Source organism: Brucella haematophila (assembly GCF_005938105.1).
Taxonomy (GTDB): Bacteria; Pseudomonadota; Alphaproteobacteria; order Rhizobiales; family Rhizobiaceae; genus Brucella; species Brucella haematophila.
Genome location: NZ_VCPE01000009.1, coordinates 154672 through 173556, shown reverse-complemented (window position 1 = coordinate 173556; position 18885 = coordinate 154672). Strand labels below are relative to the sequence as shown.

The window sequence follows — 18885 nt, the reverse complement described above, 5'->3', positions numbered from 1 at the left end:
GTTACGCCGCGTCGCGCGCTGCTTCCAATGTCGCAACATCGATTTTGACCATCTTCATCATGGCGTCTGCCACGCGCTGGCGGACATCAGGCGCACCATTTTCCATGGTGTCGAGCAACATGTCGGGCACGATCTGCCATGCGAAGCCATATTTATCGGTCAGCCAGCTGCATTCCATCGGTGTCCCGCCTTCCAGAAGCTTTTCCCAGAAGGCATCCACTTCCGCCTGATCCTTGCAGCGAACAATCAACGATGCCGCTGGCGTAAACTTGAAATGCGGCCCCCCGTTGAGGCCACAGATTTTCTGTCCATCAAGCGTGAAATTCGCGGTGACCGCCTGTTCTTCGTTTTGCTGGTTGCCATGCTTGAAGCGGATGAAACCATCAATTGAAGCCGGTCGCCCGCAGGCGCGAAAAATCGAGACATAATGATTGGCGGCTTCTTCCGCCTGCCCGTCGAACCACAGGCAAATGGTGAGACCAGACATGGTCAATTCCTCCCTGTTTATCCAGTTTGTGCGCTCAGCCCATAACCTTGGCGGCTTCTTCCATATCCATCCACATCAGCTCCCAGATATGACCGTCCAGATCTTCAAAGCTGCGTCCATACATGAAACCATAGTCCTGCTTGGCCGCCGGATCGGCACGACCGCCAGCTTTCGCGGCCTTTTCAACCGTATCATCCACCTCGGCCTTGCTGTCGGCGGACAGGCAGATCAGCACTTCGCTCACCGCACTGGCATCGGCGATTTTCTTCGGCGTGAACTGGCTGAACTTGTCATGATCCAGGATCATTGCGTGGATCGTATCGGAGAAAACCATGCAGGATGCGGTTTCGTCCGAAAACATCGGATTCTTCTTCGCGCCAATGGCTTCATAGAAGCTCGTCGAGCGCGCGACGTCTTTCACAGCTAAATTCACGAAGATCATTTTCGGCATGACATTTCCTCCATTGGCAGGGCGCGGCCCTGTATCCATTATTATTGTTTGTCGCCGCTGCGCCCCGCCGCAGCACCAGACATTTTTCGCGCGTTCTGGCGATGTCCGGATTAAGTTTGCTTGAACATAATGACAGATAAGTTATATTAGGCAACCATGAAGTTAGAAAAAATAACTAAAGGCGAAAAACAGGTCGCGAAGCGCAGCTACGACGATGCTTGCGCTGCGGCGCATGGCCTTGATTTAATTGGAGAACGCTGGGCGCTGCTCGTCATGCGAGAGCTGCTGCTGGGACCCAAGCGTTTTAGCGATTTGCGCGCCGATCTGCCGGGCGTGAGCGCGAATGTGCTGACGCAAAGGCTCGAGGGGCTGGAACTGGCCGGCATTCTCCACAAGACCAAATTACCGCCGCCGGCCTCGGTGCAGGTCTATGAACTTACCGAATGGGGCTATGAAAGTGAACCGATCCTGCAAGCACTCGGTCGTTGGGCGGCGCGTTCGCCAATGCACGATCCGAACCTGCCGATTTCAACGGTTTCCTTCCTGCTATCCCTGCGCACCATGCTGGATAGCGGACGCGCCCATGGGATGAATGCCATCATTCACCTGCGACTGGATGGCGAAGATTTCACCGTCCGCCTGCATGATGAGGCGCTGGATATCGCTCGCGGCATGCCCGAACGGTACGATCTTTCACTCCAGGGCGCGCCGCGTATGCTCGCTGCGACCATCTATGGCGGACAGCCATTGTCAGCGCTTGAGGAAGCCAATTTGCTGATAGTCAAAGGTGATCGCATTCTGGCGGAAAAACTGCGCACGCTCTTTCCTTTGCCTGACAAGGCACCCTTGCCAGAATAAATACGCAACTTTTTGGTTGCTTATTTTTTCAACGCCTGTAAATTAGCAACCATTGAGTTGCCAATCAAGAAGGAGTTGCACCATGACCGTTGCAAGCAAGACAGATCGCATTGAGAAGACCGTCGACATTCGCGCAGGCATTGACCGCGTTTGGCGCGCCTTGACCGACCATGACGAATTTGGAAGCTGGTTTCGCGTCAAGCTCAATGGCCCGTTCATCGTTGGCGAAGCTTCGACCGGTCACATCACCTATCCGGGATTTGAGCATGTGCGCTGGGAATCCATGGTCAAGGATATGAAGGCGCCGAACTATTTCGCGTTCACATGGCATCCTTATGCCGTCGAGCCGGACGTGGATTATTCCAAGGAGCCACCGACGCTGGTGGAGTTCAAACTTGAACCGATCGATAGCGGCACGCGCCTGACGGTTGTTGAAAGCGGTTTCGACGCCCTGCCCGCCGAGCGCCAGCCTTTGGCGTTGCGCATGAACGATGGCGGCTGGCAGGAGCAGGTCGGCAACATCAAGGCCCATGTCGAAAAATGAGTGAAAATCCGGTCAGTCACGCCATGGAGATTTCCGCTATTTTCGGCGCGCTTGCCGACCCGACGAGACTCGCTCTCATAGAGACATTGAGCGACGGTGAGAGCCGTTCTATCGTGGTGCTGTCACAGAATGGCAGCATCACGCGGCAAGCCGTAACCAAGCACCTGTCCGTTCTCGAACAGGTCGGGCTTGTGCATCGCGAAAAGATCGGGCGGGAAAGTCATTTCCGCCTGCATCCGGCACCGCTTGTCGATGCCCGCGCCTATCTCGCCGCCGTTTCAACCCAGTGGGATGATGCCTTGCAGCGCCTGCGCCACTTCGTGGAAGATTGAGCTATGGCTTCCGTCTATACTGCGCGGCGAAACACCTCACCGTCCCGTCTCTCATCGGAGCGAGCTAGCTCAACATGACAATCCAGTTTGAACAAACATGCCCCATCTTCAGGATTTTCGACATCGATAAAGCCAGGGAGTTCTATATCGGTTTTCTGGGCTTCACCGTGGACTGGGAGCACCGATTTGCGGAGGATATGCCGCTTTATATGCAGGTGTCGCGCGAAGGCTTGATCCTGCATTTGAGCGAGCATCACGGCGATGGCAGCCCCGGCGCTAACATTTTTGTGCGCATGCAAGGCATCGATGCCTTGCATAAGGAAATCACTTCGCGCGGCTATCGCTTCATGCGTCCCGGAATTGAAACCCAATCCTGGGGGCGCGTGATGAGCGTGATTGATCCTTTCGGCAACCGCATCCAGTTTTGCGAAGGACCACACGCAGAGTAAGCGGCGGCTTGGTCGAAACGACCCGACCAATAAAAACACCCGCCAGCGTGACTGGCGGGTGTTTTCAATTCAAGGCACTCAACCGGATCAGTGCAAGATCTGGCTGAGGAACAGCTTGGTGCGTTCGTGCTGCGGATTGTCGAAGAACTCGTTTGGCGAATTCTGTTCAACGATCTGGCCCTGATCCATGAAGATCACACGATTAGCGACCTGACGGGCAAAGCCCATTTCGTGCGTCACGCAGATCATGGTCATGCCTTCCGCAGCAAGGCTCACCATCGTATCGAGCACTTCCTTGACCATTTCTGGATCCAGCGCCGAGGTCGGTTCGTCGAACAGCATGACCTTCGGGTTCATGCACAGTGCACGGGCAATCGCCACGCGCTGCTGCTGACCGCCGGAAAGCTGGCCCGGATATTTATTGGCCTGTTCCGGAATTTTCACGCGGGCCAGATAATGCATGGCGATTTCTTCCGCCTGCTTCTTTGGCATCTTGCGCACCCAGATCGGTGCCAGCGTGCAGTTTTCCAGAATGGTCAGATGCGGGAAGAGGTTGAAGTGCTGGAACACCATGCCGACTTCGCGGCGCACTTCATCGATCTTCTTCAGATCGTTGGTCAGCTCGATGCCGTCAACGACGATCTTGCCCTTCTGATGTTCCTCCAGACGGTTGATGCAGCGGATCATCGTCGATTTGCCCGAGCCCGACGGACCGGCAACGACGATGCGCTCACCGCGCATCACCTTCAGATTGAGGTCGCGCAGAACATGAAACTCACCATACCACTTGTGCATGTTGGTGATTTCGATGGCGACATCGGTTTTGGATACCTGCATCTTCGAGCCGTCGACCTCGACACCGAGCTCTGATTGCGGGAGGGCGCTTTGTGCACTCATTCCATTATTCCCTTTTGTTCTTTTTATCGTTTGTGACCCGTGTCGAGCCGTCGTTCCATGAATATAGAGTATCGCGACATAGCGAAACAGAAAATCCAGAAAACGAAGCCCGCAAAGATGAGGCCGGTCGCAGGCGTCTGTGGAGAAGCCCAATTGGCATCGGAGAAACTCTGGCGCACGATGCCCAGAAGATCAAACATGCCGATGATGTAGACGAGGCTCGTATCCTTGAAGAGCCCGATGAAGGTATTCACGATACCCGGAATCACCAGTTTGAGCGCTTGCGGGAGGATGATGAGACCTGTCTTCTGCCAGTAGCTGAGGCCGAGCGCATCCGCGCCTTCATATTGCCCGCGTGAGATCGCCTGAAGTCCGCCGCGCACCACTTCCGCCATATAGGCCGATGCGAACAGCGCCACGCCGATCAGGGCGCGCAGCAATTTGTCGAAGGTTACGCCCGGCGGCAGGAACAGCGGCAGCATGACGCTCGCCATGAACAGCACCGTTACCAGCGGAACACCGCGCACCATTTCGATGAAAATGATGCTGAATGTCTTGATGACGGGCAGATGCGAACGACGCCCAAGCGCCAGCAGAATGCCAAGCGGCAAAGAGACTGCAATACCCACGAAGGACAGAACCAGCGTTACCAGAAGGCCGCCCCAGAGTGGCGTTTCCACGAAGGGCAGACCGAACCAGCCGCCAACCAGCAGGAAGAATGCCACAAATGGGAAGACGAAGAAGAACAGAATGGCGTTGAGCGCCTTCTGCGGCACCTTCGGTATCATAAGCGGCACAAGAAGGACGACGAAGAGCAGAGCCGTCAGATTGACCCGCCAGCGCTGATCGATCGGATAGCGTCCATAGATGAACTGCTCATACTTGGCCTGAACGAAAGCCCAGCAAGCGCCGGACCAGCCATCCGGCTGTGCGCCACCCTGTGCGACGGTCAGACAGGCCGTGCGGTCGGTTCCACTCCAAACCGCATTGATGAAGAGCCACTGAATGGCTGACGGCAGAAACCAGACCAGCACAAACAGGGCGAAGATTGTCAGAGCCGCATCGGTTGGAGACGCGAAGAGATTGACGCGCAGCCAGTGCGAAAAGCCCTGTACGGAACGCGGCGGCTTTTCGCCATCGACCATTTCCGTGCGGATATATTGGAGATCGGCTTTTTCCATGGTCATCTCTCCACCAGCGCCATTTTGGCATTGAACCAGTTCATGATGGCGGACGTGACCAGGCTGATGCCCAGATAGATCACCATCCAGATTGCCACGACTTCAACCGACTGTCCGGTCTGATTGAGAACCGTGCCGCCAACGGCGACGAGATCCGGATAGCCGATGGCGATTGCCAGCGAGGAGTTCTTGATGAGGTTCAGATACTGGCTCGACAGAGGCGGGATGATAATGCGTAGCGCCTGCGGCACGATGATCAGGCGCATGGTCGGACCAGGCCGCATGCCAACCGCATAGGCCGCTTCCGTCTGCCCCTTGTTGACGCCGAGAATGCCCGCGCGAACCGTTTCAGCGATGAACGAGGCTGTATAGAAGGACAAGGCCAGGAAAAGCGCCAGAAATTCGGGCTTGATCTGGGCACCGCCCGTCAGATTGAAGGTACCGAGTTTCGGAACATCGAAGGAAACCGGAAAGCCGGTCACGATGAAGGCAAGCAGCGGCAGACCGATGATCAATGCTATCGCCGCACGGAGCGTATGGAAGGGCTGGCCGGTCGCCATCTGCCGGCGTCTGGCCCAGCGCGCCACCACGAAAGACGCAACGATGCCGAGCACCAGCGCCACCGAAATGAGCCACGCCTTCTCACCCCACACGGGTGCGGGCATGAAGAAACCGCGTGTATTAATATAGGTGTGCAACGGTCCGCTGATGCTTTCGCGCACATTCGGCAAAGTGGACAAAATGCCGAAATACCAGAAGAAAATGACCAGCAGCGGCGGAATGTTGCGAAACACTTCAACATAGACTGTGCAGAGCTTGCGGATCAGCCAGTTACGGGACAGACGACCGATACCGACAAGAAAGCCGATGATCGAGGCTGTGATAACGCCCAGACCTGCAACATAGAGCGTGTTGACGAGCCCCACCAGAAAGGCTCTGGCATAAGTCGAATCGCTGTTATACGAAATCAGTGTCTGACTGACATCGAAGCCTGCGCGGCCTTTCAAAAAGCCGAAGCCCGAAGCGATATTTGCGCGCTGCAGGTTGGTGACCGTATTTCCGACGATCCAGTAGATCGCGCCCACGACCGCGACGAACACTAAAATCTGGTAGAAGATGCCGCGAACGCGCGGATCGTACAGAAGTGAGGTTCCACCGCCATCATGGCGTTCGGTTGCAGAATAGGAAGCCATATGTTTCCTGTACCTTTGGTCAGGCGCAAAATTTTCGGAACGGAAACGACGCCCCAAAAACCGGAGCGTAATTCTCGAAACGACAATGCAGCCGAACCATTATTTTTGCGACGGGCCGGTTCAAATGTCTGGCCAGCGAAATGCTATGAGCTCTTGTGGGCAATCGCCCCAATTTCAAATGCTTGTGCTGCTGTCAGATCCCGATGATCTTTGCGGGAAACTGCTTCAACGAAATAGAGAGCCGATAAATCCGGCATGAGGCGGATGCCAGTGCCCCCACCTCATGTCAGATGCAAAAGCTGTCGCCTTTAGCGGATCGGCATGCCGTATTGCAAGCCACCCTTCGACCACTGGGCATTGAGACCGCGTGCGATCTTGAGCGGGCTACCGCTACCCAGGTTACGGTCGAACAATTCGCCGTAATTACCGACACCCTTGATGATCTTGACCACCCAGTCGTTATCGAGGCCCAGATCGGTACCAATCTTGGTATCGGTCTCCGTGCCAAGCAAACGCTTGATTTCCGGATTGTCGGAGTTCTTCATCTCGTCGACATTCGCCTTGGTAATACCGAATTCCTCAGCATTCAACAGCGCGAAATGCGTCCAGCGGATGACGTCAGCCCACTTCGAATCGCCCTGACGGACAGCGGGACCCAGCGGTTCCTTGGAAATGATTTCCGGCAGGATGACGTGATCATCCGGATTGGCGAGCGTCAGGCGAATTGCATAGAGGCCGGACTGGTCGGTGGTGTAAGCATCGCAACGGCCGGAATCATAGGCAGCGTTGGCTTCGTCGACCTTTTCGAAGACGACCGGATTATATTCCATTTTATTGGAACGGAAATAATCGGCCATGTTCAGCTCGGTCGTCGTGCCGGCCTGAACGCAGATGGAAGCGCCCGAAAGCTGAAGCGCCGAGTTGATGCCGGAGAGCTTCTTCGAGTTGATCATGAAGCCCTGACCGTCAAAATAGTTGACGCCCGGAAAATCCAGGCCGAGCGAAGTATCACGGCTAATGGTCCAGGTCGTGTTGCGGATCAGAACGTCCACTTCACCCGATTGCAGCGCCGTGAAGCGCTCCTTCGCATTCAGCGGCGTAAACTTCACCTTGGTCGGATCGCCGAAGATCGCCGATGCAACGGCGCGGCAATAATCGACGTCAAAGCCTGACCATTCGCCTTTATCGTTCGGCGAAGCGAAACCGAGAAGACCGGTGTTCACGCCACATTTCACGGAGCCATTTGCCTTAACATCGGAAAGTGTGTCGGCGGATGCCCCCGAAGCCGCGCCAAAAAGCGCTGCTGCACCCAGTACCCCCATCAAAATTGTATTTTTCATCTGGCCTGCAACCTTTTTGTTCCCTGGAAACGATGGGCGTAAACACACCACGCGTTTCTCTCGTTGTTTGTTGCACAGGTTTTCCGGAAAAGCCGTACGCTCCTCCCCAACCCATACTGCATTAGCAGACCGCCCCTCGCCCCCGACCGGTTATCCGGCCTTCTATTTATGTCTGAGCATAGCGGCGCCTGTCGCCTTCACCGCCTTATCGAAGGCGATAATTGGGCAATGGTCAAGTTAATATCAGCAGCAAAATCAGCGTTTCGTGGAAAAGTTCGAACGCGAGCCTAAATTTTTTACACGGTTTCCCAATTTCTGGGTAGTGCGCTCACCAAAGCACGCCATTTGGCACCCGCCAGAATTCCTTCAAGGAAAACATAGCAATAACAAATGTTTAAATTGATTACATTTTCTCGCCACTGTCCAGAGACCGGGTAAAACCGGGCAAAATCAGACCGTTGGGAGCGCTCTATTAGCGTCCAATGAAAAAATAATATTTCGCGTCGCCATGTAGCGCGCCACCCATAGGGTTGCGAGAGAGCCAATGGTACAACCTGCCACAATGTCGGTCGGAAAATGCGCTCCGGCTGCAAGTCTGCTGATGCAGAACAACAGACTAACGACAATGATCGGCAGGCGCCAGCGCGGCAGAAAAATGCTCAGCGATACCATCATGATACCAGCCATCATCGAATGGCCGGATGGAAAGCTTTCATAAAGAAACTCGCCCTTGAACGGCGAGAAATAGGCAGCGCCATATTGATCAAGCAAATACGGGCGCGCGCGACCGATCGCCAGCTTGCCAATTTCAGACGGAATGCTGCCCACCACGATGGATGCCAGAACCAGCGTTGCCCAGCCATGCCACCGCGTGAGCGCGTGACGCATCTGGCCCCGATAGGTCGGCGACAGAATAAAGGCCGTGACCACCCAGACAACCAGCGCGACAGCCAGCCAGACAACGGTGCGAATGGCATCAGTGACCGTTCGCAGAACTTCCATGATGATATTGCTGCTTCCAGCCGCCGCACGAACGATATCGGCATCCCACAGATGCAGAATCAGGATGATAAACGGCAGCAGCACGACGATTGCAGTCATCTGCATCGTCCAGGAAGACGGCGCGCCCTTGTAGGCCGGTCTCAGACAAGCGCGAATAAGTTCAATGGCCGCATATACCGGATTGAGAAGCGTATTTTTCAAATCCGGTGATGACATTCCATTATTCCCTTTTCGCATCGCGTCTTGCGCTTCAAGCACTGAACGCGGGGTTGCATCCAGCCCTGACGCGGCTTATCGAATGAACTTCTAAATATTCCGCAACAGACGGAATCGATGATCTTTCTGCCAACCGCATCTGGCCGCATCCGGTAGTCGGTACGACCATGCAGCACTCTCCAAAAGAGAACCGGCGGAACGCATGCAACATGGTCTGGAGGCAATTTCGTGGCTAAGCAGCAAGATAAGACGGCGAAACTGGGGATAAACACACGATTGGCGCATGATGGCTATCAGCCACGCGACTATCACGGCTTCGTCAACCCGCCCGTCGTCCGCGCCTCGACCGTGCTTTTCCCGGATGCCCAAACCATGTCCACCGGCGACCAGAAATACACTTATGGTACGCGCGGAACGCCGACCAGCGATGCGCTTTGCGATGCAATCAACGCGTTGGAAGGCTCTGCCGGAACGATCTGTGTGCCATCCGGTCTGGCGGCCGTCACCGTGCCGCTGCTGGCATTTCTGTCTCCTGGCGATCACGCTTTGCTGGTCGATTCGATCTATAATCCGACCCGCCACTTTGCCGATACGATCCTGAAGCGCATGGCCGTGGATGTCGAATATTATGATCCGGAAATCGGAGCGGGCATCGCAGCGCTGATGCGGCCCAACACCAAGGTCGTCTTCACGGAATCCCCCGGCTCCAACACTTTCGAGATGCAGGATATTCCGGCCATCGTGGAAGCCGCGCACAAGGGCGGCGCCATCGTGATGATGGACAATACATGGGCAACGGCGGTTTATTTCAAGGCGCTCGACTTCGGCGTGGACGTTACCATTCACGCCTCCACCAAATATCCGTCCGGCCATTCCGACATTCTGTTCGGCACCGTGTCCGCCAATGAAAAGTGCTGGCCGCAGCTTCTGGAAACCCATGGAACGCTTGGACTTTGCGCCAGTCCTGACGACACCTATCAGATCCTGCGCGGCATGCGCACCATGGGCGTCCGTCTGGAACATCACCGCAAGAGCGCTCTGGAAGTCGCCCATTGGCTGGAAAGCCATCCTGCGGTGGCGCAGGTTCTGCACCCGGCGCTCGAAAGCCATCCCGGCCATGATATCTGGAAGCGCGACTTCACAGGCTCGTCCGGCATCTTTTCGTTTGTGTTGAAAGACGGCGGACAGGCGGAAGCCCATGCCTTCCTCAATGCGCTGGAGATTTTCGGCCTCGGCTATTCATGGGGTGGTTATGAGAGCCTTGCGTTGCAGGTGCGCGTTGCCGACCGCCTGATTGCCAAGGGCAATTATCCGGGTCCGGTCATCCGCCTCCAGATCGGTCTGGAAGATGTGGCGGATATTATCGCCGATCTTGAAAAGGGCTTTGCAGCCATCTGAACGATTGGTAGCGCTTCGCACTTTGCTGAAAGCGCTGTGAGTGGCAAACTATGCGCGGTGGCCTGACGAAGAACGCCACCGGCGCTGAAGGACGACATCATGATGAATGCGGTTTTCATTATTCAGGGTTTCATCGCCATCGGGCTTGCCGTTCTGGCGATTGCGGTCATTCTGCGCTATCGCCGCTAGTGACTGTTTTCCCTGCAAATTCTCCTTTAATTTCAAGCAACCGATTTCAATGCGAATCGTTCTTATTGCATCGTTGCACTCATGGAGGAGACAGAAATGCGGAAAGTAGCACTTGGACTGGTGGCGCTAATGGCAATTTCGGGCTGCACCACCACTGAAAAAGACCTGACGATAGGCACCGGCGCAGGCGCCATCATCGGTGGCATTGCCGGTGGCGGACGTGGCGCCCTGATCGGTGCGGGTGCTGGTGCCCTTGGCGGCCTGCTGGTGCGCGAACTGCGCAATGGCAATTGCCAATATCGCAACCGTCATGGTCAGATTTACGTTGCGCGCTGCAAGCGTTAAGCCGAGACGAACGAAGAATTCGCATTCAGAAGCGCCGGATAATCCGGCGCTTTTTATTTGCATTGCGGTTTGGTTCTCCGATTCAGCCCCCTGAGCTTATGTCGTTTACCAAGATCAAAAGAGGAACTTTCGTCCATCACCTTCGTTTTATAAAAGATATCATTATTCATCGTGGTCATTCAGGGAGATGTTCGATGAAACTCGCTTGGAAAGCTGCTCTCGTTGTAGTCGGAGTCTTGTCGGCAGGTGCGGCGCAGGCCGCAAATGCAATCTCCACTGCCAATCTCAATATCCGGACCGGACCCAGCACCAATTATCCTTCCATGGGCGCTATTCCGGGCGGAGCGCCCGTGACGGTGCATGGCTGCACTTCGGGTTATGGCTGGTGTCAGGTGAGCTATGGCGCAACCCACGGCTGGTCCTCTTCACGCTATATCGCGTTTCAGGAAGGAACGGTGGGCAGCGGTTATTCCAATGATTTCGGGCGCAATGCAGCCCTCATCGGTATTCCGCTGATCGCGGGCGTGGCAATCGGCTCTGCGCTCAACGACCGCGATGATTACTATTATCGTCGCGGCTACTGGGGAGGGCGTCCGGATTACCGCTATCGTAACCGAAACTGGGATCGCCCCGGCTGGCACGGCGGTCGTCCCGGCGGCTATGGCGGCCCACGTGCCTATATACGTCCGCGCGGTAACGAACCGCGATAATGTGACGAACAGGTCAAGAAAATGGCGGGGCAAAACCCCGCCATTTTTAGTTTATTCCGATACCGTCTGCGGCGTAAGATTCAGCATCGGGATCGAGCTGTTCGGCAACATGGTCGAAGGCAGTTGCCCATTCCAGCGTTCGGCCTGGGTCAGCGACACCAGACCGGGATTGTCACGCAATGCATCGCCGCGTGCCTTGATGGCGGTTGCTTCAGCCTCGCCGCGCAGGCGAATGGCTTCAGATTCAGCTTCAGCCTGAAGACGCACAGCATCGGCCTGAGCTTCAGCTTCCGCACGGCGCGCATCGGCTTGCGCCTTGGCCTGCGTCACAGTAATTTCCGCCTGCACCTTTTCGCGCTCGGCGTTCTGGCGCAAGCGCTGCACTTCCACCTCGGCCAGCATGCGCTGCTCGATGGACTGTTCATAGGCGTCCGAGAAATCGATATTTTCAATCTGGACACTATCGACGACAACCGGCCCGCGCACACTGTTCTGGATGGCTTCTGCAATCTCCTGATTGAGACGGCTGCGCTCCTGAATAGCGGTCACGGCATTGAACTTGCCGAACACCGTCTTGCTTTCCTCGAAGACGCGACGCTCCACAAGACGCGAAAGCAGACCATCTTCACCGCCATAATTGGCGTAGACTTCCTCGACGCGATCCGGCGGAATGCGATAATTGACCGACAGGTTCATGGTCGCCGGTTGCTGGTCGCGGCTATAGGCTTCCATCTGATTATAGATCGCCGCTTTCGACTGGACAGAAACACGAACGATGGAATCAATCATGGGGATCTTGAACCCCAGCCCAGGCTGCGCGACACCGGCCACCGCGCCATATCGCAGAATAACGCCGCGCTCACCTTCGTCGATCGTGTACCACGAGCCCAGAATAATGCTGAGCAAGGCCAGACCGACTAACCCGGCCACCGCCGTTGGAATATAACGCATGCCCTCTCCTCTTTCATTTGTTTAAGCTTTGCTGAAATACGCGTAAAAGCTGCAAACAAGAAAGACAATCGGGCTATATCCACGGATATCGGCAGTATTACTAAAAACTGTGATGGAATTTGGGAAAGAATGGCGATCCCGGCAGGACTGCAATTTATTGATATTTATATAATTAAAACAATGGTTTACGCAAAAGGTGTGGCGACATTAGTGAGCATTGATTTCATTATGGAATTTTAAACGACCCTCACACCGTTTTGCATAGTAGACGAAACATTGGAGCGCCCTACCTTTTTGCAAACGAGGAGGCGCGCATGTGCGGACGGTTTACCCAGACCTATACGTGGGCTGAAATCCACGCGATGTACAATCTGACGGCTGTAACGCCTCGGAATATCCAGCCTCGCTACAATATCGCGCCCACAACGCAGGTTGGCGTCATTACGCAGAACGGCGGCACACTCGACTATTCCGAAATGCGTTGGTGGCTCATTCCGAGTTCATGGAAGCAGTCATTGAGCGAATTCAAGTACACCACTTTTAATGCCAAGGCCGAGGAGTTGAAGCAAAAGCGGACTTTCGCAGGACCGTTTAATCGCTCGCGCTGTCTAATCCCTGCGACTGGCTTCTTCGAATGGTCAGGCCCGAAAGAGGCGCGTCAGCCTTGGTTCATATCCGCCAAGAACGGCAAGCCTCTCACCTTTGCTGGCCTGTACGATACGTGGCACGACAAAGCTACAGGCGAAAACGTAAAAAGCTGCACCATAATTACCTGTGCTGCTAACGACTTGATGGCGAAAATTCACAACCGCATGCCGGTCATTCTGGAGGAGAAGAACTGGCATCTCTGGCTATCAGAGCCACGTGAAGACCTACTCAACCCCACCGAAATCTTTGACGGTGACGCCCGTGCGCGCGCCATTTGCGTTGTTCGATGCCTTGATGATTTCGGAAGCAGCGACGAACAATGCGTCAACCCTGCTGCTGAGCCGTCTTCTCGCTGTATCCTGCCCGGATCGCTGCCTGCGTGGCGTTCAGATAAATCAGGTATTCAGCGACAAACCGCTCTTGCTTTGGCGTAAGTGTCACAGGATACTCCGAGATGGGGAAATTAACGGTTGGGGCGGGTATGGCATTCAGACCAGAGGAACATTCGATTGTAGTTCAGGCTGCGTTCTGGATGGCATCGACAGTGCTACTCGTTGGGTTTGCCACGTTTCTAATCTCGCTAGCCGCCGTATTGGTGAAAACGGGAAGTCTCGTTGAGCGCGTGGAAGATCGAGAACTGGGCACCGGTCATCGTATGGGGAAAAGGTTCAGTCGACTAACGCCATTCTTTACGGAACCCAGCTTTCGGGCACTCCGAGCCGCTGTGTTCGGCGGCCTCACTGCTGTTCTTCTATCGTTCATCATTCTATTTGCGACGATCGCTTCGTTGGGTAGCTGATCTCACTTGTTCCCCGACGAGACTCACGGTTGTATCTTTTGGGCTTGCCCAATTACGCCGTATAATGAGGTATGATCATGCAACATCTCGCCGCCGCGATAGCAATCGCTATTACATACATCGAAGACCACGAGAATGATGCTGACGCTGACATGAGAGCCTTGGGAAGCCATTGCTGCGGAGCTTCAACAGGGATCGTTAGATGAGCGACGAGCGGTCGTGGAAGCGCTTAACGCGGTCAGTCGACCAGAGCTAATCGATAGCCTCGGCATTACTTTATAAAGCCCCCGCACGATGGCGGGGCTGAAACCTTGTAAGCAACCTTGTAAGCTGCTCCTGATATTTGACCAGAACGGGTCTGGCGCTACCCAGACAGTGGGAGTAAATCGTAGCGTGCGTTGCACCAACGCTGTCTATACTCAGGCTGCTTGCTCACGGTGCACCGTTACCGCATCTGACCTTGCGCTTCCCTGCTTTCAGCGCCGCCGTTCTGATTATTGTCCGAGTGGCAGGCTCGCAGCAGGATTTGAACCTGCGACCTGTCGTCCCGCGTCGGGCTGCGACTGCTCTATCCAGCTGAGCTATGCGAGCCTGTTTATCCACTCGAATTGTATGCGATGCGGTCGGCTTTTCATGCCTAAGCTGCGCAGCCTACCGGTAAATCCCGTGATCCGTACCGCCTCGCATTCCGTTGAGGCATTGCCTCGGAATCAAAAAGCGGCCCGAAGACCGCCTTGCAAATCAGACCGCGCCTTAAGCGCAAATCACCACAATACAAAATATAGTGTAATTCGCTTAAGCGGGCAACTACCTATCGCGTTTTATACCCCCAATGCACAGACAATTCTTCAAGGCCATCTTTGATGTAATCGCTGAATGTTGTCTTCTCGCGCTGGGTCTTGGCGAGGTCCGCTATTTCCATGCCCTGCCCAACGACTTTGATCATCATGTCAAAGGTGCGCTTGCCGAGAACCGGAAGGCAGCTATTCAGATGATGGGTAGCTTCGACCACGCGATCTGGTAGCGGATCAAGTGCTTTGCCACCGTCAACCTGAACCCGGCCATAGTCGATTGCGATAGCACCCTTTGCGCCGGATTGTTCCCAGTACATGCGGAATCGTCCAGCTGCCGCCCACTGCGCATCATTGATATGTCCGCGCGCGTAGGGCGTGCCCACGGCGCTTTCCTTGATATTTATCAAGGCGTCAACCTTGATCGGGTTCGACCGTGAAGGCTGATGCGCCGGATTGAAATGTGGATTGGCGGAACAAGTTGCGGCGTGTTTTGATCCCGAATGCGAAATGTGCCGTCGCCATGAGCGCCTGCTCGCAAAAGCTCGCGGAGACACCCACGGGCGCGTTGTCTGGTACTTCCGTATTGGCGAAGGGCCTCGCACTCGAATGATTGGCGAGTACGGCTCGCCAGAGTTCGTTTCTCAGTGGCGCGGGCTGATTGCAGGGCAAGAGGTCGGAACGGCTAGCGCACCATCGAAATTCACGCTTCAATGGCTTGTGACCAAGTACGAGGCTTCGGCAGCGTTTAAGGCACTAGCGCCAAGCACTCAGCGCATGCGGTCCAATATCCTGAAGGCAGTTTGTGAAACGGGCGGCAAAATGCTGGTTTCTCAGGTAACCCGCAATACCATCGCTGCCGGGCGCGACAGGCGCGCCGACACCCCGTTTGCCGCAATAAATTTCATGAAAGTGATGGGGTATCTTTTTGAATGGGCTGTAGATGCTGGCTATGCCCGTACCAATCCCGTCAAGGACGTAAGGCGACCGAAGGCAAAAGTTATTGGCCACACCCCTTGGAATTACGATGATGTGGCGAAATTCTATGAAAAGCATAAGCTCGGCTCCTTGGCGCGTCTTGCCATGGACCTACTTCTGTTTACAGGCCTGCGTCGATCAGACGTTTATCGCCTTGGCCCGCAACACATCCGTAATGCTGTGATCGAGTTTAGGGCCCAGAAAAACGATGAGCCTCTTTTCATCCCCGTCCATCCGAGCTTACAGAAATCTATCGACGCTTGCACCATAAGCCAATTGGCGTTTCTGACCACACCGATACAGGGCCGACCATTCAAGAGTGAAGCATCATTCGGGAACTGGTTTGCTGAAGTTTGCGACGAAGCGAACGTAACCGGTCGGGCGCACGGGCTGCGTAAATTGCTGGCACAGATTGTTGCAGAGAGCGGAGGAAGCAATGCAGAACTGAAGGCGCTTTTCGGTTGGACAACCGACGCCATGGCTGCTCATTACATCAAGCAGGCCAATGCCAAAAAGCTGGCTCAATCCGGCGCGAAGAAACTAAAGAAGAACATGCCATCCCCTCACCTAGAAACCAAAGCCCCACACCTTAAAAAAGGTTGAGCTTTTTCAGTTGGTTACAAGGGGGAAAAGAAAGAATGGCGATCCCGGCAGGATTCGAACCTGCGACCTACGGCTTAGAAGGCCGGTGCTCTATCCAGCTGAGCTACGGGACCTCGTCTTTTAAAAGTCGAAGACATTTGCAGCGCTCCGGGCTTGGTAGAAGCCCGGGCGTCATATCCCGGCCTTAGCGTGAACTGCCAGGCCGGGGAAACTGTCAATGCGTCCAGGGCATCGTGCGGTCGAAGCGGAAATTGTCCGAATAGGACACTTTGCGGCGCTTCGGTTCATTCGGCTCGGAAACGCGATAGGCAATGCCGTAGCGCTTTGCATAGGCAATAGCGTCTTCCTGACTATCGAAAGCGAGACGGATCTGGCTTCTCATATCGCCTGACGACGTGTAGCCCATCAATGGCTCGACCTTGCGCGGGGTTTCCGGCTCGTATTCGAGGATCCATTGATCTGTCTTGGCCTGACCGGACTGCATGGCAGTCTTAGCTGGACGGAAAATGCGTGCAACCATTTGAAGAACCTTGGACTATGCTCTTGTCGCCCCCGTAAGGGCTCTGAATTTCAACAAGGCAATAGTAGACCCACCAATCCATGTCAACGCGATAAAGACGCGCGGTTCAAGCCAAGCACAGGATAGCTTGGTTTTTCAGGTCAATCATGGTGGGGAAAAAATGGTCGGAGCGGCAGGATTCGAACCTGCGACCCCCTGATCCCAAATCAGGTGCGCTACCAGACTGCGCTACGCTCCGTGGCCCTTTCGGACGTTGAGTTCCCTAGAGAATTCGCTTTCCTAAGGCAAGAGCTATTTTCAAACTTTCATAAAAAAAACGACGGGTTGACACATTACTGGACCGGACACCCCGAAAAGTCCCCGTAACGCCGCGATCAGTGCGCGCAACTACTCCACAGCCATAAATGTCAAAGGGAGGTTCGCGGGTGCAAACCTCCCTTTGAACGCACCGGCTTGCGACTCGCAAAGCCGGTGCAGATTCGTGGATAAAATCAGTCTTCGGAGCCGTAGGCGTCGAAGTCGAAATATTTGTCGTTGATTTCCTTGTATTTTCCGTTCGCACGGATAGCCTTGATGGCAGCGTTGAACTTTTCAACCAGTTCCGGCCGCCCCTTCTTCAAGGCAACGCCCACGCCCACACCATGAATTTCCGGGTCCGGCGGATAAGTGCCCACCATCTTGCAGCATGCGCCATCCGGCGTCTTCAACCATTCGGCCAGCGTGACGCTGTCGTCATTGGCGGCATCCAGACGACCATTGGCAAGATCGAGGCGATATTCTTCCGCCGTCGGGTAAGCCTTGATCGTGCTGTCGGCAAAGGCATGCTCGGCATAATTGGCATGCGTGGTGGAAACCTGAACGCCGACCGTCTTGCCTGCCAGGTCCGCCTTGGTCACGCCCTTGATGTCGCTATCCTTTGGAACGGCAATGCCTGGAGGCGTGTTGTAATATTTGTTGGAGAAGTCGACCTGCTTCTTGCGTTCTTCCGTGATCGACATGGACGAAACATAGGCATCGAATTTATCGGCCTGCAACGCGGGGATCGTCCCGTCCCATTCCTGCGTGATGAAAGTGCATTCAGCCTTCATCTCATCGCAAAGCGCTTTCGCGATGTCCACGTCGAAGCCAGACAGGGTGCCATCCGGGTTGATGAAATTGAACGGAGGATAGGCGCCCTCGGTGCCGATGATGAGTTTCAGTGGCGCTTCGGCATTTGCGGCAGTCATTGCCAGTCCGCCAATCGCGGTTGCCATGGTCGCAATTGATGCAGCCAAAACGATACGCTTCAAGACACGCATAAAAGTTCTCCCAATTTACTTTGACTGGTTCCCTTATTGATGTGCCGACCCAGCCGCCGGCAGGGTGTTCACAACAGTCAACGCAAATTGACGACTCGCAGTGCCTTCCCCCGCTCTATCAATAGATGTTTCTTTGAAATCTGGACAATGTCTTTTCGTGCGAAGGCTTCAACGTCAACCCGATTGAAGCTTCGCTCACGATTCGCGTCAGAAACAAATCCCGTCTCGCCGCTTCATCGGCGACTAGCGCGAAAGGACTATATGCTCTATCTGCCCGGTTCTATCCAAACAGCCCGACAAACATCCACACGACGATGGATGCCATCAGACTGGCAATCAACACGGTAAGAACCTGGGTTCCCTGCCTGCCCTGACGAACATTCTGTGCCTCGAATTCCTTCGGCGGCAATGCGCGCGTGACCATGACAGCCTCCTCTCAAAGAGGCCTTGTATTATGCGCTGGAATAACGACGAAAAAGCGGCTGCTAACAGCCTGTAACGCCCCGACAAAACACAGTCCTGACGTTACGTCAGCACATGAAACACAGTCTTGTTCGTGGCTTGAATAGCATCTCCATGCCTAAAGTAGCAGACACCATAGAATTGACAGTCCTGGTAAAGTAAGTTTACCAATCAATCGTCAACATAAGTCAACGATCGGTAATAGGCACCTCCTGGGAGAGGATGGCTGTCCATTGCCTATTC

General features: G+C 54.8%; 21 protein-coding genes, 3 tRNA genes and 1 pseudogene. 9 read left to right on the top strand and 16 right to left on the bottom strand.

The features are described from left to right. Nucleotide 1: 1 nt before the first annotated feature. The gene (locus FGI60_RS14740) at nt 2-487 is read right to left on the bottom strand and encodes a VOC family protein (protein WP_078340486.1); all 486 of its coding nucleotides are present in this window, start codon (nt 485-487) and stop codon (nt 2-4) included. A 34-nt stretch (nt 488-521) separates the two neighbouring features. Further along, nucleotides 522-938 (bottom strand): VOC family protein, encoded by a 417-nt coding sequence (locus FGI60_RS14735; RefSeq protein ID WP_078340485.1) that lies wholly within the window; start codon nt 936-938, stop codon nt 522-524. Between the two features lie 156 nt (nt 939-1094). Here FGI60_RS14735 and FGI60_RS14730 point away from each other — a divergent pair, with 156 nt between their 5' ends. The 4 genes from FGI60_RS14730 to FGI60_RS14715 all read left to right on the top strand — a co-directional run bounded on the left by FGI60_RS14730 (nt 1095) and on the right by FGI60_RS14715 (nt 3121). Beyond that, nucleotides 1095-1796 (top strand): winged helix-turn-helix transcriptional regulator, encoded by a 702-nt coding sequence (locus FGI60_RS14730; RefSeq protein WP_138785850.1) that lies wholly within the window; start codon nt 1095-1097, stop codon nt 1794-1796. An 82-nt stretch (nt 1797-1878) separates the two neighbouring features. Next, nucleotides 1879-2340 carry an SRPBCC family protein gene (locus FGI60_RS14725; protein WP_138785849.1) on the top strand — a complete coding sequence of 154 codons (462 nt, stop codon included), beginning with the start codon at nt 1879-1881 and terminating at the stop codon, nt 2338-2340. After that, nucleotides 2337-2672, top strand: a complete 336-nt coding sequence (locus FGI60_RS14720) for an ArsR/SmtB family transcription factor (protein ID WP_171058776.1) — start codon at nt 2337-2339, stop codon at nt 2670-2672. The genes FGI60_RS14725 and FGI60_RS14720 overlap by 4 nt, the downstream gene beginning before the upstream one ends. Nucleotides 2673-2746: 74 nt before the next feature. Then, nucleotides 2747-3121, top strand: a complete 375-nt coding sequence (locus tag FGI60_RS14715) for a glyoxalase superfamily protein (RefSeq protein WP_138785848.1) — start codon at nt 2747-2749, stop codon at nt 3119-3121. Between the two features lie 87 nt (nt 3122-3208). Here FGI60_RS14715 and FGI60_RS14710 read toward each other — a convergent pair whose 3' ends face one another. The 5 genes from FGI60_RS14710 to lpxE form a co-directional block, all read right to left on the bottom strand. Further along, nucleotides 3209-4018, bottom strand: a complete 810-nt coding sequence (locus tag FGI60_RS14710) for an amino acid ABC transporter ATP-binding protein (protein WP_138785847.1) — start codon at nt 4016-4018, stop codon at nt 3209-3211. Nucleotides 4019-4041: 23 nt separating this feature from the next. Beyond that, nucleotides 4042-5199 carry an amino acid ABC transporter permease gene (locus FGI60_RS14705; RefSeq protein WP_138785846.1) on the bottom strand — a complete coding sequence of 386 codons (1158 nt, stop codon included), beginning with the start codon at nt 5197-5199 and terminating at the stop codon, nt 4042-4044. A gap of 2 nt (nt 5200-5201) precedes the next feature. Beyond that, nucleotides 5202-6392 (bottom strand): amino acid ABC transporter permease, encoded by a 1191-nt coding sequence (locus FGI60_RS14700; RefSeq protein WP_138785845.1) that lies wholly within the window; start codon nt 6390-6392, stop codon nt 5202-5204. A 308-nt stretch (nt 6393-6700) separates the two neighbouring features. Beyond that, on the bottom strand, nt 6701-7732 hold the full coding sequence (locus FGI60_RS14695) for an amino acid ABC transporter substrate-binding protein (RefSeq protein WP_138785844.1): 1032 nt from the start codon (nt 7730-7732) through the stop codon (nt 6701-6703). Nucleotides 7733-8182: 450 nt separating this feature from the next. Further along, complete coding sequence (gene lpxE, locus FGI60_RS14690; RefSeq protein WP_138785843.1) at nt 8183-8950, bottom strand: lipid A 1-phosphatase LpxE; 768 nt, start codon at nt 8948-8950, stop codon at nt 8183-8185. 228 nt (nt 8951-9178) lie between these two features. Between lpxE and FGI60_RS14685 the strand changes: the two genes are divergently transcribed. The 3 genes from FGI60_RS14685 (at nt 9179) to FGI60_RS14675 (ending at nt 11592) form a co-directional block, all read left to right on the top strand. Next, entirely contained in the window at nt 9179-10348 is a 1170-nt protein-coding gene (locus tag FGI60_RS14685; protein ID WP_138785842.1) for a cystathionine beta-lyase, read from the top strand. 285 nt (nt 10349-10633) lie between these two features. After that, nucleotides 10634-10882 (top strand): YMGG-like glycine zipper-containing protein, encoded by a 249-nt coding sequence (locus FGI60_RS14680; protein ID WP_138785841.1) that lies wholly within the window; start codon nt 10634-10636, stop codon nt 10880-10882. Nucleotides 10883-11076: 194 nt separating this feature from the next. Further along, nucleotides 11077-11592: an SH3 domain-containing protein gene (locus tag FGI60_RS14675; protein WP_138785840.1), complete on the top strand. Its 516-nt coding sequence runs from the start codon at nt 11077-11079 to the stop codon at nt 11590-11592. A gap of 51 nt (nt 11593-11643) precedes the next feature. Here FGI60_RS14675 and FGI60_RS14670 read toward each other — a convergent pair whose 3' ends face one another. Then, nucleotides 11644-12543 carry a prohibitin family protein gene (locus tag FGI60_RS14670; RefSeq protein ID WP_138785839.1) on the bottom strand — a complete coding sequence of 300 codons (900 nt, stop codon included), beginning with the start codon at nt 12541-12543 and terminating at the stop codon, nt 11644-11646. Nucleotides 12544-12857: 314 nt separating this feature from the next. Here FGI60_RS14670 and FGI60_RS14665 point away from each other — a divergent pair. Next, nucleotides 12858-13400: pseudogene (locus FGI60_RS14665) on the top strand (SOS response-associated peptidase); the annotation flags it as partial. Nucleotides 13401-13515: 115 nt separating this feature from the next. Here FGI60_RS14665 and FGI60_RS14660 read toward each other — a convergent pair. From FGI60_RS14660 to FGI60_RS14650, 3 genes are all read right to left on the bottom strand, one after another. After that, on the bottom strand, nt 13516-13632 hold the full coding sequence (locus tag FGI60_RS14660; RefSeq protein WP_235889822.1) for a terminase small subunit: 117 nt from the start codon (nt 13630-13632) through the stop codon (nt 13516-13518). Nucleotides 13633-14501: 869 nt separating this feature from the next. Continuing rightward, nucleotides 14502-14581, bottom strand: a tRNA-OTHER gene (locus FGI60_RS14655). Nucleotides 14582-14801: 220 nt separating this feature from the next. Next, entirely contained in the window at nt 14802-15167 is a 366-nt protein-coding gene (locus tag FGI60_RS14650; protein WP_138785838.1) for a hypothetical protein, read from the bottom strand. An 82-nt stretch (nt 15168-15249) separates the two neighbouring features. Here FGI60_RS14650 and FGI60_RS14645 point away from each other — a divergent pair, with 82 nt between their 5' ends. Continuing rightward, nucleotides 15250-16362, top strand: coding sequence for a tyrosine-type recombinase/integrase (locus tag FGI60_RS14645; protein WP_235889821.1), 1113 nt, complete (start codon nt 15250-15252; stop codon nt 16360-16362). Between the two features lie 36 nt (nt 16363-16398). Here FGI60_RS14645 and FGI60_RS14640 read toward each other — a convergent pair. From FGI60_RS14640 to FGI60_RS26290, 5 genes are all read right to left on the bottom strand, one after another. Beyond that, nucleotides 16399-16475 (bottom strand) — tRNA-Arg (locus tag FGI60_RS14640). A gap of 101 nt (nt 16476-16576) precedes the next feature. Then, nucleotides 16577-16882 (bottom strand): ETC complex I subunit, encoded by a 306-nt coding sequence (locus FGI60_RS14635; RefSeq protein ID WP_138785837.1) that lies wholly within the window; start codon nt 16880-16882, stop codon nt 16577-16579. Between the two features lie 161 nt (nt 16883-17043). Then, a tRNA-Pro gene (locus FGI60_RS14630) sits at nt 17044-17120 on the bottom strand. 253 nt (nt 17121-17373) lie between these two features. Beyond that, nucleotides 17374-18180, bottom strand: coding sequence for an ABC transporter substrate-binding protein (locus FGI60_RS14625; RefSeq protein WP_138785836.1), 807 nt, complete (start codon nt 18178-18180; stop codon nt 17374-17376). Between the two features lie 280 nt (nt 18181-18460). Then, complete coding sequence (locus FGI60_RS26290; protein WP_162762641.1) at nt 18461-18604, bottom strand: hypothetical protein; 144 nt, start codon at nt 18602-18604, stop codon at nt 18461-18463. Between the last annotated feature and the right edge of the window lie 281 nt (nt 18605-18885).